Annotated in this window: 18 protein-coding genes; 13 read left to right on the forward strand and 5 right to left on the reverse strand. The window is 39.1% G+C overall.

Features of this window, described 5'->3' with window-relative positions; genetic code table 11:
* Positions 1-28: 28 nt before the first annotated feature.
* Complete coding sequence (gene mobC, locus V6624_RS15455; protein WP_338839232.1) at positions 29-2029, reverse strand: conjugal transfer protein MobC; 2001 nt, start codon at positions 2027-2029, stop codon at positions 29-31.
* Positions 2030-2189: 160 nt separating this feature from the next.
* Between mobC and V6624_RS15460 the strand changes: the two genes are divergently transcribed.
* Positions 2190-2831 carry a GNAT family N-acetyltransferase gene (locus V6624_RS15460; RefSeq protein ID WP_338839234.1) on the forward strand — a complete coding sequence of 214 codons (642 nt, stop codon included), beginning with the start codon at positions 2190-2192 and terminating at the stop codon, positions 2829-2831.
* Between the two features lie 266 nt (positions 2832-3097).
* Positions 3098-4477 carry a hypothetical protein gene (locus V6624_RS15465; RefSeq protein ID WP_338839235.1) on the forward strand — a complete coding sequence of 460 codons (1380 nt, stop codon included), beginning with the start codon at positions 3098-3100 and terminating at the stop codon, positions 4475-4477.
* Positions 4478-4600: 123 nt separating this feature from the next.
* On the opposite strand, the gene V6624_RS15470 is transcribed toward V6624_RS15465, so the two are convergent.
* Both V6624_RS15470 and V6624_RS15475 read right to left on the reverse strand, forming a co-directional pair.
* Positions 4601-5617 (reverse strand): NAD(P)-dependent alcohol dehydrogenase, encoded by a 1017-nt coding sequence (locus tag V6624_RS15470; protein ID WP_338839236.1) that lies wholly within the window; start codon positions 5615-5617, stop codon positions 4601-4603.
* Between the two features lie 32 nt (positions 5618-5649).
* Positions 5650-6648, reverse strand: coding sequence for a zinc-dependent alcohol dehydrogenase family protein (locus V6624_RS15475; protein WP_338839237.1), 999 nt, complete (start codon positions 6646-6648; stop codon positions 5650-5652).
* A 132-nt stretch (positions 6649-6780) separates the two neighbouring features.
* On the opposite strand from V6624_RS15475, the gene V6624_RS15480 reads away from it, so the two are divergent.
* The 3 genes from V6624_RS15480 to V6624_RS15490 all read left to right on the forward strand — a co-directional run bounded on the left by V6624_RS15480 (position 6781) and on the right by V6624_RS15490 (position 8686).
* Positions 6781-7620, forward strand: a complete 840-nt coding sequence (locus V6624_RS15480; protein ID WP_338839238.1) for an AraC family transcriptional regulator — start codon at positions 6781-6783, stop codon at positions 7618-7620.
* A gap of 22 nt (positions 7621-7642) precedes the next feature.
* Positions 7643-8206 carry an AAA family ATPase gene (locus V6624_RS15485; RefSeq protein WP_338839239.1) on the forward strand — a complete coding sequence of 188 codons (564 nt, stop codon included), beginning with the start codon at positions 7643-7645 and terminating at the stop codon, positions 8204-8206.
* Positions 8207-8392: 186 nt separating this feature from the next.
* Positions 8393-8686 (forward strand): hypothetical protein, encoded by a 294-nt coding sequence (locus V6624_RS15490; RefSeq protein ID WP_338839241.1) that lies wholly within the window; start codon positions 8393-8395, stop codon positions 8684-8686.
* 48 nt (positions 8687-8734) lie between these two features.
* Here V6624_RS15490 and mobB read toward each other — a convergent pair whose 3' ends face one another.
* Together mobB and mobA are read right to left on the reverse strand one after the other, a co-directional pair.
* Positions 8735-10024, reverse strand: coding sequence for a conjugal transfer protein MobB (mobB, locus tag V6624_RS15495; RefSeq protein WP_338839242.1), 1290 nt, complete (start codon positions 10022-10024; stop codon positions 8735-8737).
* 2 nt (positions 10025-10026) lie between these two features.
* Positions 10027-10464: a conjugal transfer protein MobA gene (gene mobA, locus V6624_RS15500; protein WP_338839243.1), complete on the reverse strand. Its 438-nt coding sequence runs from the start codon at positions 10462-10464 to the stop codon at positions 10027-10029.
* A gap of 743 nt (positions 10465-11207) precedes the next feature.
* Between mobA and V6624_RS15505 the strand changes: the two genes are divergently transcribed.
* The 8 genes from V6624_RS15505 (at position 11208) to V6624_RS15540 (ending at position 16749) form a co-directional block, all read left to right on the forward strand.
* Positions 11208-11975, forward strand: coding sequence for a ParA family protein (locus V6624_RS15505; protein ID WP_338839244.1), 768 nt, complete (start codon positions 11208-11210; stop codon positions 11973-11975).
* 5 nt (positions 11976-11980) lie between these two features.
* The gene (locus V6624_RS15510; protein ID WP_338839245.1) at positions 11981-12409 is read left to right on the forward strand and encodes a DUF3408 domain-containing protein; all 429 of its coding nucleotides are present in this window, start codon (positions 11981-11983) and stop codon (positions 12407-12409) included.
* An 11-nt stretch (positions 12410-12420) separates the two neighbouring features.
* A complete protein-coding gene (locus V6624_RS15515) occupies positions 12421-12693 on the forward strand; it encodes a DUF3408 domain-containing protein (protein WP_338839246.1) in 273 nt (90 codons plus the stop codon).
* A gap of 11 nt (positions 12694-12704) precedes the next feature.
* Complete coding sequence (locus V6624_RS15520; RefSeq protein ID WP_338839247.1) at positions 12705-12977, forward strand: DUF3408 domain-containing protein; 273 nt, start codon at positions 12705-12707, stop codon at positions 12975-12977.
* 2 nt (positions 12978-12979) lie between these two features.
* Positions 12980-13615, forward strand: coding sequence for a conjugal transfer protein TraD (locus tag V6624_RS15525; protein ID WP_338839248.1), 636 nt, complete (start codon positions 12980-12982; stop codon positions 13613-13615).
* A 47-nt stretch (positions 13616-13662) separates the two neighbouring features.
* Positions 13663-14487, forward strand: coding sequence for a hypothetical protein (locus V6624_RS15530; protein WP_338839249.1), 825 nt, complete (start codon positions 13663-13665; stop codon positions 14485-14487).
* A gap of 72 nt (positions 14488-14559) precedes the next feature.
* Positions 14560-15915 carry a hypothetical protein gene (locus V6624_RS15535; RefSeq protein WP_338839250.1) on the forward strand — a complete coding sequence of 452 codons (1356 nt, stop codon included), beginning with the start codon at positions 14560-14562 and terminating at the stop codon, positions 15913-15915.
* 12 nt (positions 15916-15927) lie between these two features.
* On the forward strand, positions 15928-16749 hold the full coding sequence (locus tag V6624_RS15540) for a hypothetical protein (RefSeq protein WP_338839251.1): 822 nt from the start codon (positions 15928-15930) through the stop codon (positions 16747-16749).
* Positions 16750-16761: the final 12 nt, after the last annotated feature.

Here is a 16761-nt window from a genome sequence, read left to right on the forward strand (position 1 = left end):
ATCAGTAATTGGATAGTCCTTTCTTATTTTATCCCTGCTGTACAAGATGCTGCAAATTCGGATCATTCTTAATACGGTCCAGCTCGCTTTCAATTACCACCACAATATCTTGCTTAATCTTCTTATAGTTGGCTTCTATTTCCAGTTTCATTTTATCTGCTCCGTTTTCGTCGGTAAAGGATAATATATCCGGAATTTTGTGGTAGGCTTTAGTTTCTGTGGCGACCAATTCATTATCCACTACAATCTCGGCATGAAATATCTTTTGCTCGATACGTTCATCAAAATTATCTGAAACAGCACCTACAAACATACCCTGTGTTAGGGTTGAGATTTTTGATGCTGGTATAAGGCTATCCAATTGTGTGGAGATAGACGTTGATTTATCGTTACGATTGATGGTCATGCTCTGGCGTTTTTGCAACACCTTACCAAAACGTTCCGAAAGGTTTTTTGCTGTTTCGCCAACAACCTGTCCAGAAAAGATATTGCCAACGGTGTTCTGGATAACCTTTGCTTCTTTATCCCCATAATCCCTAATCAATTGCGAGTAGTCCTGGAAGCCAAGGCAAACAGCCACTTTATTACTTCTCGCAGTTGCGATAAGGTTATCCAGTCCCCTGAAGTAAATAGTTGGCAGCTCATCTATGATAACCGAACTTTTTAGTTGGCCTTTTTTGTTGATGAGCTTTACAATACGCGAATTATACAAGCCCAATGCAGCGGAATAAATGTTTTGCCTATCCGGGTTGTTGCCGACACATAAAATTTTAGGCTCTTTTGGATTGTTGATGTCGAGCGTAAAATCATCGCCTGTCATTACCCAATAAAGCTGTGGCGAGATCATTCTTGATAAAGGAATTTTTGCCGATGCAATCTGTCCCTGTAATTGGTCTTGTGCTCCGCCTTGCCATGCATCCATGAACGGTGACAGATAGTTTTCCAGATCGGGGTATGAAGTTAAAATAGTGAACACGTCTGAATACTTTTTGTTCAGCAATTCTATAGCGTGTGGGAACGTGCAATACTTACCGTTCTCATAGATTTTAAGATACCAGATAATTGCTGCCAATAGGATAATCGGGCTCTCTACGAAGAAATCCCCCTGCTTCTGGATCCAGCTACGGTTGAGGTTCAGCATGATGGTATAGGCGGCTTCGTAGGCATCCGATATATCTGTCATAAAATCGGGGTTCAACGGATTGCAGCGGTGGCTCTTGCGAGGGTCGTCAAAATTGATAACATAGAATTTAGGCTGTACCTTATACTTATCCCTATGCTTTAATAAGTGGTTGTATGCGATTGTAGAAAGGTCGTCAAACTTGAAATCATATATGTACATACTAAAGCCTTTTTCAATCTGCTGTTTGATGTAATTATTTACGATGGCATATGATTTTCCTGAACCCGGAGTACCCAACACAATTGAGGCTCGAAAAGGATTGACAATGTTAATCCAGCCGTTGTTCCATTTTCCTTTGTAGTAAAACTTAGTGGGCAGATTGACAGAGTATTCGTTTTCCATCAATTTGGTTTCCTGCTGGAAACTTTCGTTCTCATTATTGAAAACGTCGTCCATCAGGTTGGTGCGCAGCAAACGACTGATCCATACACCGGCCATCATCAGCGCTATGTAACCCAGGGCAATGGTAAGGATATAAAAGAAAGTAGCGGTGGCCAAAGGCAGCTTCAACAAAGCTGTGTTAAGAAAAAAGAGAACAAAGCCAATGCCCAAAGCGGTGTAGATCTTGGGCCAGGTGATCTTTTCATTTTTAACCCCTTTTGTACCAAGACAACTTAATGCCAGCAATACCAAAGCAAATACCTTGGTGTAAAGTGTGTGCGAAAACAAACCCGCCGTACGCTGGAAATTGCCTAATATCTTATTGATGACTTCCAGTGTCCATCCTATTTCAAGAAAAAAGCCGTAACAGTACCAGTAAAGGTGCATCAGCACTATTAAGATACTTACGGCTCTCATAAATGCCATGATCTTGGCCAGCCCTCTTAAATCGTCTTCTCCCTGCATTATTTTGATTTTTAATGTTCGGGCGTGAATTTAAAGGCTCTTAATAATGGCTATAAGAATGTGGCAGTCAATGGCGTTGCGTGGCAGTGTTTGGCTTTGAATAATAGGTAGCGATGATACAATTTTCTATCTTTATACATTGCTAATAAATATCCAGATAATGGGAAATAGAGTTTCATCTGATGTTATAGAAAAGTGGCTTAGTGCTTGGGCATTATCACGAGAACTACCATTACCAATAAAATTTAAATCAGGTTATAAAGTTGATGTTGGTTATGAGAAACAAAAGGCTCGTTATGTATTTGCGGAGCTAAATGACGATTTTATTCAACTTACAAAAACCATTAACGAAACTTGGGTATTCCTGAAAGTCTGCGCTTCTCCTGAAGATGTTATAAATAAAATTTCTGGCAAATGGGTCATCCAACCACAAGGCTACTTGATGTCTTGCGCTTCGCCAATGAGTATTCCACAAATCAGCCTGCCTGATGACTACATAGTAGAGTTTGAAAATTATAATTCAACAACCCTGATTAAAATTATGACTAAAGACAGGGAACTGGCTTCAATAGGTCGTGTTATTATTGTAGATGATGTAGCTGTGTATGATAGGATTTCAACGGAGGAAAATCATAAGCGAAAAGGTCTGGCAACTTATTTGATGACAGAGCTTGAACAAATTGCAATATCAAAAAACGTTTATAAAAATTTCCTAGTAGCAACAGAACAAGGCAAAATACTGTATCAATCGTTAGGATGGCAAGTTTGTAGTCTTTATACATCGGTTGTCATTCCATCTTAGTAAACATAAATGTTATTTTCTGACTTCTTTGGCGTTTGCATTTCCTCTTCATCTTATTGGCAAAGTCCTGTTTTTGGTAATTTTCGCCCCACATTATTTTGATTTTTAATGTTCGGGCGTGAATTTAAAGGCTCTAAATAGCAGCTGTAAGAATGTGGCGGTTAATGGCAGTGTTTTGCGAGATGTATAAAATAATCATACCGTTTGCCCATAATTACAATAAACAGTAATTTGTATGCCTAATTGAAGTTCAAAAAGAAAACAGTATGATCCCAAGAATTCCGCTCTCGCAGTTCCCAATAAATCCAGTAAAGGATACCGATATAGAAAATGCATACAACTGGTTTAGATCTTTTATCTCAGAAAAAGATTGGTTAAATAGGAAAAACGAAATAGAGAAATATTTGAGTACGGTTGTGAGATCCAGTACTCCATTTTCTGAACCTATTAGCGAGGGAACTCTTCTCGTAATTCAAAAGGATCAGATTGGGTGGTACTTATATCTAGTGCATACTTATTTGTTTGAGCCCCATAAATATGAATATCATCAGGGAGCAAGAGTAGTTCCGATATTTAAAAGGATTGGTATGGATATAGGCCTCGTTGTAAAAATTGAGGGAATAAATAAAAAGATGCGGGATATGTTTAAGAAAAGAACTTCCGAAGCAGATGCGATACTCTTCGAGGTTCTTACAGCACTTTTATGGGTTAGAAATGGCTGGAACGTGAAGACAATTGAGGAAGGAAAAGGAGTAAAAACTCCTGATTTTGAAGTAGTCAAAGGTTCAGAAAAGTGGCAAGTCGAATGTAAACGTCAAATGAAAACCGCTGATTATACGTATAGGGAAACAAAGAAACGTCAAATAATGATATCACAAATCAGCAAGCTACTACTACAATATAATATACTTCTCGACATAAAATTTCACGTAGAGTTGGTTTCGCTTCCAGACAGCTATTTATTTGATTTGTTAAAGGAAATTATACCTACTACAAAAACTCCCGGTAAAATCATATCAAACGGATCTGTCGATATCGAAATTTCATTTGTGGATATCGACCTTGTTCAAAACCACTTAAAACAGTATTTAGTAAAAAACAACTCGCCACAATTTTTGGAGTTAATAGCTCAAAAAGAAGTAGATCATGCTGCGTTCACATCTGGCTTTTTAGGTAATTTCTATTATGTTGGTGACGGCGAAGCGAACAACCTTTATATCAATGAAATTGCAAAAGCATATGGTGTACATTGTTATTGTGATTGCGAAAATGCACTAAATGCAAAAGCTCGTGATGTTAGAAGCCAAATAAACAGTGCTATATCGCAATTTAATCCCAATGCCAATTCTATTATTCATATAGGGATGGAAACTTTTGATGGTCCCGAGGTTGAAATGGCGAGAACTGAAAAGATCGTAAATACCATGTCAAAAATAAATCCTGAAAGCAATAAACTATGTTGGATTTTTTATCATTATTTTCAATCCTATACAAGATCTTATATGGATTGGTACTTTGACGAAACTGTAAGTACCGCTACGTCATTTATTAACCCGGTTCTTCCGATTAAAAAAACATTTTTGATTATTCCCGAAGATGAAGTCTTGATTGAAAATGCCTCTCACTGGAATAAAGAATTACCATAATTCTCTTGTACAATGGTGAAGAGCACTATATTGTTATTTTACATCCTTATCGGTTTCCATGCTACAAAGCATACCTTGAATTTAAGGACTAAACTATAGTAGCCTATGGAAATATCCTTAAATCTAGTCAATACTAATCACTATTTTGCCAACCATGTTCCCCTGTTCTAACCTTTTGAAAGCTTCTTTGACTTGGTCAATTTTGTAGACTGTATCAATAACGGGATGAATATTATTTATCTCAATGGCACGGTTCATTTTTAAAAAACTTTCTGCACTGCCGGTAGCCAAACCCTGGATGCGTATAAAAGACATATTGATAGCATGTTTATGGATGTCAATAGGCAATGCCGACCCTGATATAAATCCGGCAGTCGCCAAAAAGCCATTTTCTTTGAGAGAGAGCAAAGATTGCTCTACCGTCTTCGTACCTGCTATATCCAAGGTAATATCCACACCATGTCCGCCATTGAGCCGTATTACTTCTTTATGCCAATCAGGATATGCTGTATAATTGATGACAGCATCCGCTCCAAGCTCCAGCAATTTTTGCGCTTTCGCTTCCGTGCTGGTAGTTGCTATCACTTTGGCTCCGGCAGCCTTTGCCAATTGCAATGCGAAAATGGAAACCCCACCTGTGCCTTGTGTTAGAACACTTTGACCTAATTGCAAGTTAGCTTGATTGATCAAAGCATGCCATGCCGTTACGGCTGCAATAGGTAAGGTACAAGCTTCCTCAAAGCTTAAATTGCGAGGCGCCTTTACGATCCCGTATTCAGGTAGGCACACGTATTCTGCCAGAACGCCCTGCGTTTGCCAAGCAACCCTTGTGTTATATTCTTTTTGAAAATCACCCTTTATCCAGTCCTGCACATATTGGATCGCAACACGATCGCCAACTTTCCATCCGCTTACATCTTCTCCCAATGCCTCGACAATTCCTGCGCCGTCTGATACAGGTGTATAAGGAAGATCGGGCAGGTCTTTGTAGAAATTACCAGCTGCCAGCAGCGCATCCAGATAATTTAACGATACGGCTTTTATCCTTACCAGTACTTGCCCACGTTTGGGAGTTGGTCTTGGGATTTTCTTTACTTGTAAATGGTCAATGCCGAACTGGTCTAATTGTACTGCTTTCATATTTTTTTTTATTTGTCATCTATTGATGTAGTTTATAGGCTAATGACCACTTTGCCTATATTTTTCCCGATTTCGGCATACGAATGTGCCTGGGCAATTTGTTTTATATTAAAGCCATTGGGGTCAATCAGTGGCTTTACTTTTCCCTGCTCCACCAGTTCTGTAATGTGTCTTAAAATCTCGCCGTGTTCCCTTTTCCCTGCTTCGTCATTGTAAAGGATAGGAATAATCATATATACGGTATGAAACGTCAGTGCTTTTTCGTGAATAGGCGATATATCAATCTTGTCCAATGACACGGTTGTCACTACTGTTCCTTTTCTTTTGACAGCTTCAAAACTGTTTGTTAAATGCTGATTTCCTATGGTATCAAAAACAACATCAAACCCTTTACCGTCAGTGTATTTTTTTACAAACTCCTGCACTGTTTCTTTTTTATAATCAATCGTGTAGTCAGCTCCTAATTCCTTAACAATTGCAGCTTGCTGTTCGCTGGAAACAGTAGCATAAACTTCCGCTTCCAACACTTTGGCAAATTGAATTCCCAGATGTCCAACACCTCCAACACCTCCGTAAATCAGTACTTTTTGACCGGACTGTATGTTGGCTCTCTGAAAAATGGCTTCGTAGGCTGTGATACCTACCAAGGGAATAGCCGCTGCTTCGGTAAAGTCGATGCCGTTCGGCATTTTAGATAATAATCTGTAATCGGCTTTTGTATATTCAGCCAAAGCACCGTCAATTCCGATTACACCTCCTATGCAACCATAAACAGGATCCCCAGCTTGAAACTCCCTGACATTGGCTCCTGTTTTTTCTACTATACCCGAAACATCTCCATGCAGGATTGCAGGAAACGAAGGAACAAGATGCGGTAAATGCCCGCCTCTTATTTTGTAGTCAATGGGATTAATGGATGTTGCCTTTACTTTTATCAACACCTCATTATCGTTTAGCGATGGGATAGGAAGCTCAATTGTCTGGAATGTGTCTTCCGGCTTACCAAAACACTTAATTACTACTGCTTTCATCTTTTTATTTATACAGAACTATGATCACAAAGGTAGCTTGGTTGTTTTTGGTATCGCCGTAAGCAAACAGGATAAAACGGTATCGTGATTGGATAGGTCTATAATGGTAATATTTTTTTTTACCTTAGCATTATGGAGCAGTTACATGACACTTTTGCAATTGAAATTGCTGAGTATGAGGAATGGCAGCATAGAAGCCGTAAAAACAATTTCTTTGAATTGGTTTACATTTTGGACGGTAATGGCTTTCATAGTGTCAACTATGTAGATTATCCATATGAGGAAAACGGTATTTTTCTCTTACCAACAGCGAAATGTCATCAATATATTATCAAAAAACCGACAAAATTCCTGTTTGTCCGTTTCACTGGAAGTTATTTTGTTTCCAGTACAAATCACGTTGATTATAGTTGCTGGTTCAGCAGGCTGAACTTCATCATGGGCAACCATAACCACCTGTCAGGTGAGTTGATTGGAGATCCCGACGATAGAAAACAGCTTAAAAGGCTTTTAGATATAATACTGTATGAATATAATAGAAAAGACATCTGCTCTTCATTTATTATTCAAAATACGTTAGTTTCTGTATTGGCAGTCATTTGTCGAAACATTCAGCAAAGGGAATGGAATGAACGGACTTTCAATGACGAAAAGTTTGTAGATTTACTCAACTTCATCAGCTTCAATATTCTTGCTCCCGAAAAGTTGTCCGTCAAATTTTTGGCCAACAAATTCCATCTTTCTGAAACTTACTTTAGTGAATATTTTAGGCGGAACGCCTCGGAACGATTTCAGGATTACGTATTAAAATCCAAATTACGTATTGCCCAATCAAGGGCAAAATTTACGGATAGTCCTATACAGGAAATTGCACTGGAATTAGGATTTACAGACAGTAGCCATCTTAACAGAATGATGAAAAGCCGGTTTGGGAAAGGTATGCGTGAAATAAGAAAAGAAATGCAGAAGTAATTTGAAATAAAATACAACACCTATGAAGTACCAGAAAAAAAATCAATATCAAAACTTCTATGTAATCACCGGCGGCCCAGGAGTTGGTAAAACAAGTGTAATAGATGAATTATCTCAGTGTGGTTATTCGATTGCTATAGAAGATGCCAGAAGAATTATTAGGGAACAGATAGTAATTCAAGGTGATGGTCTGCCATGGCGAAACAAATCGCTCTATGCACAATTGATGCTTGAAGCTTCCATTGAAACATATCAAAGGATAAACGCAGATCTACAATCGGAAAAAGTATTTTTCGATAGAGGCATATTGGATACCTTATGTTATATGAATATGGAACAAATTCCTATTCCGTCGGAAGTAGACAAGTTGATTTCAGATTATCCATACAACCGAAGAGTATTTATACTTCCGCCCTGGGAAGAAATATACAAAACAGATAATGAAAGAAAGCAGAGCTGGGATGAAGCTATTCATACCTTCGATATGATGAAACAAACTTATTTGCACTATGGCTATGAAGTTATTGAAGTTCCAAAAAACAGTATTAAAGATCGATGCCAGTTTATCCTAAGCCAAATCCAATAAACACTCTCTTTTTATTGGCAGATTTTGTTACTTACGATCCTATGCTATGTATTAGACTAGCCCTGCAATATTATAGGTAGCACGACAGTGGATTATTATGTTCAGTAAAAGATATCTTTTTACGGAAACCCGTATCCCCCGCCTTTCTAAATTATTTATTTTTGTTCAAAATTAAAACCTAAACTTATGGCAGAATTTGACGAAAATGATCTTATCAATGGAGATTATGAGAACACAACAACGGACGGCGACAACCCAAATTATACAGCTATTCGCGATAGAATACGTGTAAATAAAAAAGAACGTTACGAAGTTATTTATTTTTGCAATGCTTTTGTAAACGGCTACGAGGTCCCGAAAACAAAAGCAAGTTTTCAGAACGTTGAGAAGTTAATTCGGCTTCCTCAAGCAAGTGGTATTGTCATGAGGGATGAGCTAAATAAATTTGTCGCTCAAAATTGGAATAAGGGCTTGGTATAAGCACTTGCAAAAATTAAAGGGCTATCCCTATTTTTTTGGATAGTTCCTTTATTTTGACCTATTCTGACGTTTACGTCTCCTCCTCATTTTGTTAGCAAAATCCAGTTCTTCGTAATCTTCGCCCTGTGCTTCTGGAAGCAAACCGCCCAATGCTTCAATCAAACCATCTTCGTGTTTTTCAGTATTTAAGAAGTCGAATAACTGATGAGGTTTTTCATCGGGCAAATCTTCCGTATCATTCGACCGTGATATTTTTGGTTGGGATTGGGCAGGCTCTTTAATCTCTGGTTTGATATTGTTGTTCCAATAATCATTAAAGATGCTGGCGGAAAGTTCCTTTGCCAAACGTGAGCCGTTCCAAACCGCTTTTGAATTGTGGTCAATGAACGTCATTCCGTAAATACGACCTGTATCATTCCTCCTTACCACTACATTAATTCCCTGTACGGCTAACTGCTTTTTAAAGTTCAATTCATCACTTGTAGTTTGCAGGGCAATGGTAACGGCAGATTGTAAAGTTTTTTGGGTTGGGTGGTCTTTCAAATCCGTTTTGCATTTCGCAAAATGCAGTTCCAAAGCCGGAAGCCCAGCATTCTTTCCGAAAAGCGAAGCCTTGAAAGGATGTCCGGCTCTTTCGCCCTTTTCATTTAAGGGGATATACAATAGTCCCTGCTTCATCTTTCCGTGCAATTCGCCTTCCACTTTCTCGGCAGTGATATTAAATAAGGAAAGTAAGGCATTGTATTCTCCCAGTGTTTGGTATTTGTAGTAGTTCGGCAAGTGTCGGACTACCGAAGCGATTTGGCTTTTTACATCTCCAGCTTTGTAATCTACTGGACGGAAGATCTTGTCGTTCTGGTTGCGCTCCTTATCCGTTGCAGGTATTAATCCGTGTTGCTTTTCGAGCTCACGGCATACATTCATAGACTGCATTTTCTCGAATTTGTCCGAAATCTTTTTACCCTGTTCATTCACACAGACCGATACAATATGGATATGACTGCGGTCAATATCTGTATGTTTGAACACCACAAAAGGCTGATCGCCGTAGCCCATTTCACGCATATACTGCTCCGCCATTTCCCTGAACTTATCATCGCTTACCTTATCATTCGGGTCGGGATTGAGTGAAATATGCAATGTATGTTTCTCGGTATTGCGGTTGGCGATGAGATATGGCGCAAAAGATTGTGCCAGTTGTGCAACGGAATAATGTCCGTTTGCTGTTTCGATCATCTTATTGGCAAATAAAATCTTTCCGTTTTCATGTTCCACTTTAAGCTGATTGTACGCCAACGCGCCATATAAATTCCCGCTCCTGCCAATTTTCGCTATCATTTCTAAGGCTGTTTTTTCAGGTATTTTGCTTCAAATTCTTCGGTTAGCTGAATGATTTTTTGGCAAAGCATCGCCATTTCAGCTGTCTGTTTTTCCAATTTGTATAGAAATGCTGCCGCCTTTTTCTCGGAAAAATTCTTGTACAACAGCTTTACAATCTGGTTATAATTCACACCAACGGAACGAAACTGGCTATGAAATGATGTCAGCCGCATATAAAAATCCACCGTTCCTTTGTCAATCTTAACGGATTTCATTTCCTTGCTGAACAGCAGGGAAATGATAAACTTTGCTTTGTTGGGCTTTCCCGATGCTTCAAAAAGTGATAATAGTTTAGCATTTTCTTCGTCCGTCAGACGGAAAACATGGCGGTGGATGCTTGGATCACTTTTAGGTGTCCGTCCGCCCTTGTTCTGTTTATTGTTATTATTCTCGTTCATCACAAATCCATTTTTAATCTACACAAAACCTCGACTTCGGAGAGTGTTTTCTGCCCCCTGCAAAGGGCAAGTTGTTTTGAGGCACGAACTCGGTTTCGAGTGCCTCAAAACACAACTTGCCGTGTTCCGGTGAACACAAAAATCCGCCCTGCGGGACGGATTGAATGCAACAGGGAAAAACGGCTCGATGCCGTTGCTGTTACCCTCCATTTTGCCAAAAGACTTTTGCATAAATCCGTTAATAAAATTCATTACACAAAGTAAAGCCCTGCTTTTGAGAGCATTGCAATGCAATACCCGGACAAACACTGCCTTTGAGTGCCAAATACTGCCACCTTGATAGAACCGCTTGTCAATCTCTTTTTATTTGTACCAACAGAAGGATATAAGTGCGTAGATAGTTATTCAGGTAACAACCTAAGTACAGAACTATCGAGGTAGGTAAATAAGGAAACAGGTACATGAACAACTACCTATTCAGATACCTGAAAAGGTAGTTCTGTACACACCAATGCAGATACGTAATTAAATAGGCCTGGTTGTACAAATCTGCTTAGCTACATACCGATATAGGTGTACAGATGAGTGCTTAAGCAATCTGGTATAGAGGTGCATAATTATCTGCCGAAGTATATGGGTACAGAGCAGCACACCTATTTACTGTAGCACATAAGTATCTGGCTACTGAAATAAGCACTTACATACATAGGTGATTGAGTATATAACAATTAAATAATTAAAAGATGAACGTAAAACACAAAACAGTATTTATCGCCTTTTCTTCTCAAAAAGGCGGAGTTGGCAAAAGCACGTTTACAACGCTTGCAGCGAGTACGATGCACTACCGGTTGGGCTACAACGTAGCGGTATTTGATGCGGATTTCCCGCAGCACAGCCTGTTGAAAATGAAAGATCGCGATTTAAAAATGGTAATGGAAAACGAAGCATTGAAAAAACAGGCGTATAACCAATTTATGACCATCAATAAAAAAGCATATGAAATTATTCAGCACAGGGCAGATAGCGTATTGGAAGCAGCTCAGGAATATGTAAATGCATCTCCTGTTCCAATTGATGCTGTATTCTTTGACCTGCCAGGAACTGTAAATACGCCGGGCATTTTGAAAGCACTGGCAGGCATGCACCACATTTTTACTCCGATCACGGCAGACCGTGTAGTAATGGAAAGTACGCTCGTTTTCACACAGCTTATGAAAGATATCATTATGAAAGAAGGTAAAACTTCTATAAAAACCATTAACCTCTTCTGGAACCAGGTGGATGGCAGGGAGAGTACGCCATTATATGATGTATATAACACTCTTATCCATCAATTGGGAATAAGCCTGATGCAGAACCAGGTCAAGAACAGCACCCGCTTTCGTAAAGAAAGCGAAGCCAACAGTAAAGTCGTTTTCCGTTCAACGCTGATGCCACCTGATGAACGGCTGATGAAAACCTGTCAATTGGACCTGTTTATTAACGAATTTCTAAACATCATTCAATTGTAAGCATTATGGAAAAAGAAAATAAGAAAAAAATTACTCCCGATATCAACGAGGAACTGATGATGAGCCTTATGGTGGATGGCGTAAAAAAAGAAGGTTTGCGGCTTCCCCCGGAACCAAGTCCTGAAAAGGAAGAAGATAAACCTAAAGAACCGCCACCTGAGAAGCCAGCGGTTAGGGATAAGAACCGGACAAAGCGTACTGCTGAAGCAGATTACGAAAATATCTTTTTCAAAAAATCGGATACTAATGCCCGTGACGGAAAAACGGTCTACGTCCGACCGGAATTTCACGAAAAGCTCACACGTATTATTCAGGTCATTGGTGGAGACAAGATTACTATTTACGCTTATCTGGACAACTTGCTGGATTACCATTTTCAGGAATTTGGCGAACAGATTACCAAGAGCTATAACGATAAGTATAAACCCATTTAATAATTAGGGATATGGAAAAGAACCATAAAATAACCAGGGCGAAGAATACAAACAGAACGTATTCTTCTAAATTCCTTAAAAGGAACACATTGAAAGGCAGGGGCGATAAATCTATTTATGTACGTCCTGAATACCACGAAAAGCTTACCCGGATAGTGAAAATTATCGGTGCTGGAGAAATTCCATTGTATGCCTATCTGGATAATATCTTAAAGCATCATTTTGAGTTGCATTCCCAAGAAATTCTCGAAGAGTATAACAAGAATAATAAACCCATTCTATAACGTATCTGATCATGAAAAACTTATTTAAGAAAAGGACACCATCTAAAAAAACAGCACAATATAGTGCCCGTTTTTTAGCCAATCGGTTTCCGTCGGGCCGTAACGGCAAGGTCGTTTACATACGTCCCGAATACCACGAAAGATTACTCCGAATAGTGCAATTAACCAGGGGAGAAAAAACAACGCTCTACTCATACATCGACAATATCCTTGAACACCACTTTAGTGAGTTCGGGGACGATATTAAAGATTATTTCAGCGAACATTTTAAACCCATTTTATAGTTATGGAAACAGTAATTGTGATATGCCTGCTGATAGTCATTGCCCTGCTTTTACAGGACAAGATTGTCATTAAAAAAAAGTCGGAGCAAAAGCCGACACAGGAAAAAGTCAATCCGAATTTGCCCGATATTATGGGGCAGCCTAAGCCAGCAAGAAGCCTTTTGGTGCCAAACACTGCCAATGAACGCCAAATTGATGAAGTAGAGATAAACCCTGATAATTTAGACATCGAATACGACGAAAACGAAAACGTTGGCATTCAAATTCCGCAGGAAGAGCTGGACGAAGTTTTCAGTAATATGCCTGATTTTGAGGAAGAGGAAGAAGAATGGAACAGGTACGGAATATCTGGTGGCGATGACAGTCTTGCCCAAGGGGTTACCTTTGACGAACTAAGCTCCGTAGGGGCATTGCTCCAAAAAGAAAATTTGGAACAATCCCAAAAGGAAACAGCGATAGCTATAGTTCAAAGATTACAGGGAACTGAATTATTCAGCCTGCTGGAAAATTCCATAGAGGGTGCTTCCCGAAAAATTGCCGAGCTTTTGGACAGCACGCTCCCATCTGAAACGGAAGCCGGTTCTTCCACTTTGCGGAAAAATGATTTGAGTGATTTTGACATTGGGGAGTTTGTCTGAAAGGCAATTCCCCTTTTTTATTTACGAACAAATAACATCATACTATTATGGAAAGAGAACTCCCACTCATCAATATTCAGGGTACTGCCTTTGTTGTTGATGTAGAAAATCTGATCCTAAAAGAAAAAGCTAACGAAAACAACTTTATCCCTTTTGGCTATATGGCTGATGTCTCAGATGGATATGAATTTGAATATGGGCTGGACAGCAGGAACATTCGCAATATCTGGACAGACGAAGAAAGTGTAAGGGTAACAATACCTCCATTGGTGGAACTTGATCCCATTCGTATGTCCCAAAAGTACAATGTACCGATGGATCAACTAAAAGGAAAAACAGATTTTGAGATCATGGTAGACCAACAGGCATTTGATCTTCGGGTGAATAAAGGTGTGTTACCAACCATTGATATTGCGGGCGATATATTTTATGTGGTTCTTGACAAAGAAAGGCTTATCCCCAAAGATAATCCTGCGTCTGAAGGAATACCATTACCTTCTTTTGCACAGTACGATCAAGTACTCGGAGAAAATGTATTTGCGTACGATCCTAAAAAACGTGACATAACAGACCTTGATTATTTGAAGATAACAGAAGTTCCCAAAAACCTTATAGCGATCAGATTACCATTCAGCTTTACGCTGGATCCTGTTGGTTGGAACCTGATATTCAACAGGGATGTAAAGTTCGGATTGAAAACAAGTAACCTTAAAATGCAGTTCAACGCACCGCAAATACCCTGGGAGAAAACCGATTTACCGGAAATTATTAAGGAAAATATAGAACAACTAAAGCGAAAAGAAACTGAACGGATGAAACAGTCATCAACGAAGCCTGTCATCAATAAACAAAAACGTGGACGCAGATTATAAATGTTTACTCCATTTAAGAGTGCAACGATTATGATTAAAACCTGATCAGGATTGTCTTTTAAAATAATAAATATGGAAAATGAATTATCACCTACCACTAATATAGAACCAGGCAGCTTGCTTGACCTGCGTTTGAATAAAGGCATACTGCCTACTCTTGATATTGCAGGCCATACATTTTATGTTGATTTACAAATGGGCAAGCTGAGACCAAAGGACGACTTTAAATCCAAGGGAATAAATTTTACGGAAATAAAAGAGTACTATGACCGTGATAGACGGGCTTATGTCATTCCCTATAACCCAACGACACGCGAATTTCAACAGGACGATGTTTCCAAAATAACCGAACTTCCTACAGATATTATCATAGTACAGTTTCCAAGCCAGTATGAATTGGATATAGTAGGATGGAATAAAAAATATGGCAATAGCCTTAAAGGTCAGGATCTGAAGCAAATGCACTTTGAAGCCCGTACCCTGCCGTGGGTTGATACCAATTTGATAGAACATATAAAACTTAACGTAGCAGAACAGCTACAACCAAAAGAAGAATATGTAGTGAATGAGCGAAAGGATAACCTGTACAGGATACCCAGCGATACAGAGAGGTTACTTCCAACATATAAAATATACGGAACAGAATTTATCGTTGACGTCAATCAACTGGAACTTCGTGAAAAAGCCAATCCGAAAAATGTGATTTCTATATCCGATATGGATGAGAAAGCAATACAGGGCTACAGTTTTTGGTACAGCCCAAACAGTAAGGGCTTGACGACATATGCTGAGCAGGGAGCAAAATTGGCAGAGATACCCGACTTCGTAAAACTTGACCCAATAGGAATGGCAAAGAAACATAACATTGCAGAAGATAGAATGGCGGGAATGGACGATTTCAAGCTAATGGTTAATCAGGATGCCTTTGATAAGATTGCTTACAAAGGGATTATCCCAACGATAGATATTGCAGGACACACGTTTTATGTTGACTTGTTTAATGACAAACTACATCCTAAAGATGATATTTGGTCACGTGGCATTATCTTTTCCGAACTGAAATATTATTATTCGCACAAAGACAACACCTTTACCATTCCCTACAACCAAAGGACGCACACCTTTCAGGAAGTGAGCCTCAATGTCAAGGAAATACCCCAAGACCTTATTGTTGTACAAATTCCCGGCAAACGTATTCTTGACCCAATTGGGCAGAATAAGACAAATGACCTGAATACTTCGGACTATCTAAAAAAAATGGGAGTACATCTGCATTTTGAAGCCAAAACAATTCCCTGGCATCAGACCCGTTTTGCGGAAACTGTAAAGCGTAACAACGGACAAGAAGTAAAGGCAGAGCAAAAACCATCCATTAGTCCAAAGCTAGAGGAAAGTACAGTCAGCAAAAGAAAAGGCCGAAGAATGTAAAAAAAATGAACAATGGAGAGAGAACTGCCAACTATTAATATTGAAGGCACCGACTTTATAGTCGATGTAACCAAGCTGGAACTTAGGGAAAAATCTGACCAGAAGAATACCATTCCATTTGAGGATATGCGTAATGTTGGTGATGGCTATGCTTTTGAGTATAGCCTGAAGAATAAAAATCTTCCCGATTTGTTTGATCGTGAAAGTAGAACGGTCAAGATTCCTGAATTTGTAATACTTGATCCGATAGGAATGGCCAATAAATACAACCATCCTGTAGACGGGATAAAAGACAAGTCAGATTTTGAGCTGATGGTCAATCAGCAAGCGTACGATATGCGTGTAAACAAAGGTATATTGCCAACGGTAGATATTGCCGGTCATACTTTTTACGTTGACATCCGAATGGACATGCTTCGACCTAAAGATGATTTCCTTTCTAAAGGTATTGTACTCTCCGATATCGAGAACTATTACGATGAAGACAAAAGAACCTATACCATTCCCTACAACCCAAAGACACACGAATTTCAGGAGCCTGATTATCGGAATATTAAAGAGCTTCCCAAAAATTTAATCGCTGTTGAGTTTCCCTCTGAAAGATTGCTTGACAGAATTGGATGGAACAGGCAGTACGGATTTGAATTAACACACGGGCTGGTAAAGCAGGGCTTAGAATTACAGTTTGCTGCGAAGCAAATCCCCTGGGAAAAAACCTTTCTTGTTGATTTGATTAAAAGTAATCTAAAAACCGAAAAGAGCCAACAAAAGGATGCCGAAAAACAACAACAAAGCCCACCGAAGAAAAATAAACCGAAAGGTCGGAAAATGTAAATCTTAATTTTT

It is taken from the genome of Flavobacterium ginsenosidimutans, assembly GCF_037478105.1.
In the GTDB taxonomy this organism is placed as follows: domain Bacteria; phylum Bacteroidota; class Bacteroidia; order Flavobacteriales; family Flavobacteriaceae; genus Flavobacterium; species Flavobacterium ginsenosidimutans.

What these genes read in the sequence shown, in the direction of transcription:
- V6624_RS15530 (WP_338839249.1), top strand. Translation starts at nt 13,663, where the DNA reads ATGGAAAGAGAACTCCCACTCATCAATATTCAGGGTACTGCCTTTGTT.
- V6624_RS15485 (WP_338839239.1), top strand. Translation starts at nt 7,643, where the DNA reads ATGAAGTACCAGAAAAAAAATCAATATCAAAACTTCTATGTAATCACC.
- mobA (WP_338839243.1), bottom strand. Translation starts at nt 10,464, where the DNA reads ATGAACGAGAATAATAACAATAAACAGAACAAGGGCGGACGGACACCT.
- V6624_RS15465 (WP_338839235.1), top strand. Translation starts at nt 3,098, where the DNA reads ATGATCCCAAGAATTCCGCTCTCGCAGTTCCCAATAAATCCAGTAAAG.
- V6624_RS15490 (WP_338839241.1), top strand. Translation starts at nt 8,393, where the DNA reads ATGGCAGAATTTGACGAAAATGATCTTATCAATGGAGATTATGAGAAC.
- V6624_RS15470 (WP_338839236.1), bottom strand. Translation starts at nt 5,617, where the DNA reads ATGAAAGCAGTACAATTAGACCAGTTCGGCATTGACCATTTACAAGTA.
- V6624_RS15540 (WP_338839251.1), top strand. Translation starts at nt 15,928, where the DNA reads ATGGAGAGAGAACTGCCAACTATTAATATTGAAGGCACCGACTTTATA.
- V6624_RS15475 (WP_338839237.1), bottom strand. Translation starts at nt 6,648, where the DNA reads ATGAAAGCAGTAGTAATTAAGTGTTTTGGTAAGCCGGAAGACACATTC.
- mobC (WP_338839232.1), bottom strand. Translation starts at nt 2,029, where the DNA reads ATGCAGGGAGAAGACGATTTAAGAGGGCTGGCCAAGATCATGGCATTT.
- mobB (WP_338839242.1), bottom strand. Translation starts at nt 10,024, where the DNA reads ATGATAGCGAAAATTGGCAGGAGCGGGAATTTATATGGCGCGTTGGCG.
- V6624_RS15520 (WP_338839247.1), top strand. Translation starts at nt 12,705, where the DNA reads ATGAAAAACTTATTTAAGAAAAGGACACCATCTAAAAAAACAGCACAA.
- V6624_RS15525 (WP_338839248.1), top strand. Translation starts at nt 12,980, where the DNA reads ATGGAAACAGTAATTGTGATATGCCTGCTGATAGTCATTGCCCTGCTT.
- V6624_RS15460 (WP_338839234.1), top strand. Translation starts at nt 2,190, where the DNA reads ATGGGAAATAGAGTTTCATCTGATGTTATAGAAAAGTGGCTTAGTGCT.
- V6624_RS15535 (WP_338839250.1), top strand. Translation starts at nt 14,560, where the DNA reads ATGGAAAATGAATTATCACCTACCACTAATATAGAACCAGGCAGCTTG.
- V6624_RS15505 (WP_338839244.1), top strand. Translation starts at nt 11,208, where the DNA reads ATGAACGTAAAACACAAAACAGTATTTATCGCCTTTTCTTCTCAAAAA.
- V6624_RS15480 (WP_338839238.1), top strand. Translation starts at nt 6,781, where the DNA reads ATGGAGCAGTTACATGACACTTTTGCAATTGAAATTGCTGAGTATGAG.
- V6624_RS15515 (WP_338839246.1), top strand. Translation starts at nt 12,421, where the DNA reads ATGGAAAAGAACCATAAAATAACCAGGGCGAAGAATACAAACAGAACG.
- V6624_RS15510 (WP_338839245.1), top strand. Translation starts at nt 11,981, where the DNA reads ATGGAAAAAGAAAATAAGAAAAAAATTACTCCCGATATCAACGAGGAA.